The 5,623-nt window shown below is 61.3% G+C and carries 5 protein-coding genes; 1 reads left to right on the top strand and 4 read right to left on the bottom strand.

Annotated elements, in window-relative coordinates:
* The coding region (locus ACXJL8_RS32160) for a hypothetical protein (protein WP_456686233.1) at positions 1-1,666 on the bottom strand (1,666 nt) is incomplete at its 3' end.
* 164 nt (positions 1,667-1,830) lie between these two features.
* Complete coding sequence (locus tag ACXJL8_RS32155; RefSeq protein WP_456619043.1) at positions 1,831-2,286, bottom strand: hypothetical protein; 456 nt, start codon at positions 2,284-2,286, stop codon at positions 1,831-1,833.
* Positions 2,287-2,612: 326 nt separating this feature from the next.
* Here ACXJL8_RS32155 and ACXJL8_RS32150 point away from each other — a divergent pair, with 326 nt between their 5' ends.
* On the top strand, positions 2,613-3,992 hold the full coding sequence (locus tag ACXJL8_RS32150; protein ID WP_456619042.1) for an autotransporter outer membrane beta-barrel domain-containing protein: 1,380 nt from the start codon (positions 2,613-2,615) through the stop codon (positions 3,990-3,992).
* A gap of 6 nt (positions 3,993-3,998) precedes the next feature.
* On the opposite strand, the gene ACXJL8_RS32145 is transcribed toward ACXJL8_RS32150, so the two are convergent.
* Both ACXJL8_RS32145 and ACXJL8_RS32140 read right to left on the bottom strand, forming a co-directional pair.
* A complete protein-coding gene (locus ACXJL8_RS32145) occupies positions 3,999-4,796 on the bottom strand; it encodes an MBL fold metallo-hydrolase (protein ID WP_456619041.1) in 798 nt (265 codons plus the stop codon).
* A gap of 13 nt (positions 4,797-4,809) precedes the next feature.
* Positions 4,810-5,586, bottom strand: a complete 777-nt coding sequence (locus tag ACXJL8_RS32140; protein ID WP_456619040.1) for a TatD family hydrolase — start codon at positions 5,584-5,586, stop codon at positions 4,810-4,812.
* Positions 5,587-5,623: the final 37 nt, after the last annotated feature.

The following is a 5,623-nucleotide window of genomic DNA, read 5'->3' as shown; positions in this document are numbered from 1 at the left end:
CCGCAACAGCGCTCTCAAACCATGAGCGGGCATAATCGAAGTCGTTGGCATCGAATGAGCAGATGCCAATTTGATGCAAACTTACGCCCACACTTTGATGATCGACCCTCTGTATGAAGTCGCCGTGCTTCTTCCTCGCAACAGCCTGCTCGAACCACGATGACGCCTGCTGGAATCGGCCGGTACGCCGCAGGCAAATACCCACTTGGTGAAGGCTCATGCTGACGTTTTGATGATCAATCCGTCCGTTGATGTCGCCTTTCTCTTTGGCGCCAACTGCAAGCTCGAACTGCAAAAGTGCGTCGTCAGGTTTACCGACGCGGCTCAAACAATAGCCAAGTGAGTGCAGGCTCTTTCCGAGACTGTCATGATCAACTCGCCCCTCCAGGTTGCCTCTCTTCTTACTTGCAACGGCGCGCTCAAGCCACCTCTGTGCGTTCTCGTACTCACCCTTGTTGCTAAAGCAAAAACCTACCAAATGAAGACTCTTGCCGATGCTCTCGTGATCCGCGTTAGCGTTCGCCGCTTCGTACTGTTCCTTTTTGTTGACGGCCCATTCGCACCACGAACGAGCCGCATCGAACTGGCCAATATCAACGAGAGCTTGGCCTATTTCGTCGACTCCGCTCGTAGAAAAGGCAGATTCGCACTCCTCCCAATCCTGGAGTCGTATCGAGTACATCGTTAGAGCACTCGCTAGATCAGATCGACTAGGATTTTCGTGCAGTTGCCGCGCCAACTCAATCATGCGCCGGGCCTGACTTTGGATGATCGCGATATCACTGGAGCCTTGGTTCCAGGATGTGCGAGTACGAACATATGCGGAAAAAAGCTGATGCATGCGCATTTCGGCATGCCCCTCAAGCATCGCGAGATCCACACAGATATCGAGGTTCTTTTCGAACTCATCGTCGCTCCACCCGCCACCCTGTGTTAGATGGTACTTAAGTTCCGATGTGATGATCCTTTGGTAATTTAACCGCGCGGCGGCCTGCAGCAGGGCGCGTGTAGCTGAACTGAGTTGATCATAAACGCTAGAGAAACTCTCAGATGCCTCTGTGCTCAGGGCTAGCTGGACTGAAGCGATCCGGTCACGACTTACCGCTCGTCGTAGGGCACGAGCCAGCGGTACCAATTGGACCGGCAAGCCGTGCGCTTGAGATGCGACCTGATCCCGAAGCTTTGTGGGAACGCCCTCGCCACCCATTTTGTCAACGAGTTCTAGAGAGGAAGTATCCGAAAGTGGAACGACAGAAATCGCGCGCCAGCCTTGATTTTCGTACTCCATCAGCGAAGTCACCAAGACATGGCAGGGCATGCCCGCTGGTGGCAGCCAGGATCGTATCGTTTCCTCCGACTGCGCATTGTCAAAGATGAGCAAAGAAGGCGCGGCAGAAAGCGCGCTAAGCGCGCGAATTGCTTGATCTTCAAGGCTGAAGTCCGAAGGAAGATTAAGGCCGAGCCACGTTCTTCCAATTCTCGCGAGTTCGACAACGAGCCTGTCGGGCCGCGCGTCAAGAAAAAAAGTCCCGCCGGGATATCTGCTGCGGCTGCGTCGGGCGAATTCTCTGGCGACCTCGCTCTTTCCAACTCCGGCTTGACCGCGGAGAACCAAGACACCGTCGCGCAACGGATCAACTAAAATTTCGCTGATCTGTCTGAGCAATTCACTGCGGCCAACAAACGGGAGATCGCGAGGTGGAATGTTGCTTGCGAATGTCCGCGCCGGAGAGCCAACAGTGCTCCCAATTGTCAGGCCGACCGTTTGGGCTTGAATATTGCCGTAGAACCCGATGTTCGACGCAGCGGTCGGGTGCTGGTCCGCTGCTGTCAGGATTTTCCCGAAGCGTTTCCCACGTCGATCTTTTCGACAGCGAAAGTTCCCGAAACGTGAGCTTCCCCTATTCGCGCTCCAGTTCCGCTMCGGACCTTGATTTCACGAATGATGGCTTCATCGGCGTGCAAACTGCCTATATCAAGGCCGGTACTTGTACTTGCTCCGCCAGCCTTCAACGCAGCAATGAGCTGCTCTGCTAGGTCACGAGCCGGTGTCACCTCTTCCAACGGCTTTGCGTCCAAAATTTCGGCAATCACTGCTCTACGGGCAGCCGACGTCGGGGCCTGTTCCAAAGCCCGAACATCCTTATCAGCCCAACCCGCAACTTTGTCCCTGAGGGTCTTATAGCCATCTTTGACAGCTTCCCCTACAGCGCCTTTTAGAACGGCTTCACCTGCCATCCCAAGCGCTGCTGCCACCAATGCTCCGACGGTTAAGGGGTCAGTCATAGTGTGCACCTCCGCTACCTTACTATACGAGGCACCAAGAATAGATTGCAACTGTAGGACGCATCACCCCCGAAAATTGCGTCGGTGTCCCGATYGTCTTCCATGCAAACCCCGGATTGACACTGCGCCTCCACCACGACTGCGATTCGTCCTGAAACCGATCGTGCATGTTTGACGACATCCGGACACGGCCGGAAAAGATTGGAAAACGTCAGCGACGCATTTACCTTTCCGTGTAACCGGATTCGCTGATTCCCGACGGATTTGCCGCGCGGGCTGCGTGGCTGGCGACCGGCGCGGTTGGGGCGCCTCATGCGGTTGGTATCGTGAGCGCGGACGCGCGTGCGCGTCTGGCGCTGCTGCTATTGACGGCCGGATTGCTGCTGCCCAACGCAGCCGGCGCGCAGGTCATGCGCGAGTTCGGCGCGTTTGCCGGCCCGCAGAATCTCGGGCCCAGCGGCCAAAATGCACCCGGCTACGGCTTCAACGGTCTTGGCGGTCCCGCGCCGTTCGCCGCTCCCCCGGCGCCGGGTTTCGCCGGGGCCTGGGTCGGCAATGGCGGTGGGGGCGGCGGCATGCAACCGAACTACGGCTGGAACGCCGATCCGCAGGGCTTTGCCGGCGGGGCGAGGTTCGCCGGCATGCGGCAGGCCTTTGGCGGCGGCTCCGCCGGCGCTTCGCAGACCGAGACGGCGCAGACCACGTTCATGGCGATGACGCAGTTCACGCACGCCCTGCTCGATCCCGCCGTCGACGGCCGCGGCATCGGGCCCGCCGAATTCGACGCAGAGCTCTCCGCCTACGCCTCCATGGGGAACGACCGGACGCATGGCGGCATCGGACGCGAGGCCTATGGGGCGGTCTACGGCAAGCCCTCGCTCGCTGCCCCGCGCTGGAACGTCTGGGCCGCCGGCTTCGGCGGCTCGCAGGTATCGACCGGCGGCACCGGCTCGGCCAGCCGGAGCTTCGGCACGGTGGTTGGCGCCGACTATTGGCTGTCGCCGCAGACGCGGATGGGATTTGCGCTTGCCGGCGGCGGCACCGGCTTCGCCAATAATTTTTCGAGCGGCCACTCCGATCTGTTCCAGGCCGGCGCCTTCGTCAGGCATACGGCCGGATCGGCTTATGTCGCCACCGCGCTTGCCTATGGGTGGCAGGCCATCAGCAACGATCAAGCGGTGGCGCCGGCCGGCTCCGACTTCAACACGGCGATCAACGCCAACGCCTATTCCGGCCGGATCGAAGGCGGCTATCGTTTTGCCATGCCCTGGCTCGGCGTCACGCCCTATGCGGCGGCTCAGGCCACCACCTTCCGCCTGCCCTCCAACGCGACGCAGCCACCCGACGCGGCCAACGGGTTTGCGGCAGCGCCTAGCGGCGACAGTTTCACCGACGGCCGTACCGAGCTCGGCCTGCGCACGAGCGCTTCCTTTGCGCTGTTGGGCAGCGTGATGAACCTGCGCGGGCGGCTCGCCTGGGCGCATGATTTCAGCGCGGGGCAGTCGATCCCGGCGGCGTTCCAGTCCCTGCCCCGTCAGGGATTGATCACGAACGGCACGACATTGGCGTCGAACGCGGCGCTGACAGGCGTTGCGATCGAGCTGCGCGACCTGAACGGCTGGTCGGCTGCAGTGAATTTCGACAGCGAAGTGTCGAGCCTGGTGCGCGCCTACACCGGCAAGGCCGTGCTGCGCTACGCCTGGTAGGCGCCCTCAATACGTCTCCAGCCGCATTCCGTCATAGGCCGGCACCACCCCGGCAGGCAGCGACTGCCGGATCACCTCGTAATCGACGTCGGCCGTCATGTTGGTGATGACGGCGCGCTTCGGCTTGAAGCGCTCGATCCAGGACAGCGCGTCGTTGATGCTGAAATGGCTGACATGGCTGGTGTAGCGCAGACCGTCGACGATCCAAAGGTCCAGATTTTCCAGCGCGCCCCAGCTCTCGCGCGGGATGTCGTTGAGGTCGGGCGTGTAGGCGGCGTCCCCGATGCGATAGCCGAGTGCGGGAATGGCGCCGTGCTGCACCAGGAAGGCCGTCATCGTCACCGCGCCGCCCTTTCCCAGGATGGTCTGGCTTTCGCCGGCCTCGATCGAATGCCGGGTCAGGATCGGCGGATAGTCGCTGCCCTCCGGCGAGATGAAGCAATAGGAGAACCGCGCCAGGATGTCCTTCGCGGTCGACTGGTTGAAATAGGTCGGAATACGCCGCCGCATGTGCATGACCACCGAGCGCAGATCGTCCATGCCGTGGGTCTGGTCGGCGTGCTCGTGGGTCAGGAACACCGCGTCGATGTGGTCGACATTGGTCGAGAGCAATTGCTCGCGGAGATCCGGCGAGGTGTCGATGACAATGCGCGTGGTGCCGTGCTCCGAGGTCCGTTCGACCAGCAGCGAACAGCGGCGACGCCGGTTCTTGGGATTGTTGGGATCGCAGGCGCCCCAGCCGAGTGCCGGACGCGGCACGCCGGCGGAAGAGCCGCAGCCCAGGATCGTCAGCGTCAGCGTCATGCGGCTCCCAGATTCAGGCTGTCACCTTGGAAAACAGGTGGAAGAAATTCTCGGTGGTCTGGCGTGATATCTCTTGAAGCGACACGCCACGCGTTTCGGCGAGCACCTTGGCAACCTCGACCACATAGGCCGGCTCGTTGCGTTTGCCCCGGAACTTGCCGGGCGCAAGATAGGGCGAGTCTGTTTCAACCAGAATACGGTCAGGCGGCAATTCGCCCGCGAGGGCGCGAAGGGCCTCCGATTTCTTGAAGGTCAGGATGCCCGTGAAGCCGATATAGAGCCCCAGCGAAACCGCCTTCAGCGCCAGCTCGCGCCCACCCGTATAGCAATGCAGCACGGCGTTAAACGATCCCTTGGCCGTCTCCTCTTCCAGGATACGGCCGCAGTCTTCGTCGGCCTCGCGGGTGTGGATCACCAGCGGCAGGCCGGTGGCGCGGGCGGCGGCGATATGAGCGCGAAAGCCCCTCGCCTGTGCCTCGGGCGAACCGTTATCGTAGAAATAGTCGAGCCCGGCCTCTCCGAGCGCGACGACCTTGGGATGCCGCGTTAGCGCGATCAGCTCGTCCGGCGCGATGCCGTCCTCTTCATCCGCGTTGTGCGGATGAGTCCCGACCGAGCAATAGACTTCGTCGTAACGCTCGGCGATGGCCAGAAGCTGGTTCAGCTTCCGTACCCGCGTCGAGATCGTGACCATGCGCTTGATGCCGGCCGCACGCGCGCGCGACACGATCCCGTCGAGGTCTTCCGCAAAGTCCGGAAAATCCAGATGGCAGTGGCTGTCGACCAGCATGGTGCGATCGTCCTACGCCGCCGGCTCGATGTAGCGC

It is taken from the genome of Bradyrhizobium sp. P5_C11_2, assembly GCF_054049755.1.
The sequence above is the reverse complement of the archived record's forward strand: the minus strand, read 5'-3'. Positions and strand labels throughout refer to the sequence as shown.

Coding starts and splice junctions, on each gene's coding strand:
- ACXJL8_RS32145 (WP_456619041.1), bottom strand. CDS start 4,796: ATGACGCTGACGCTGACGATCCTGGGCTGCGGCTCTTCCGCCGGCGTG.
- ACXJL8_RS32140 (WP_456619040.1), bottom strand. CDS start 5,586: ATGCTGGTCGACAGCCACTGCCATCTGGATTTTCCGGACTTTGCGGAA.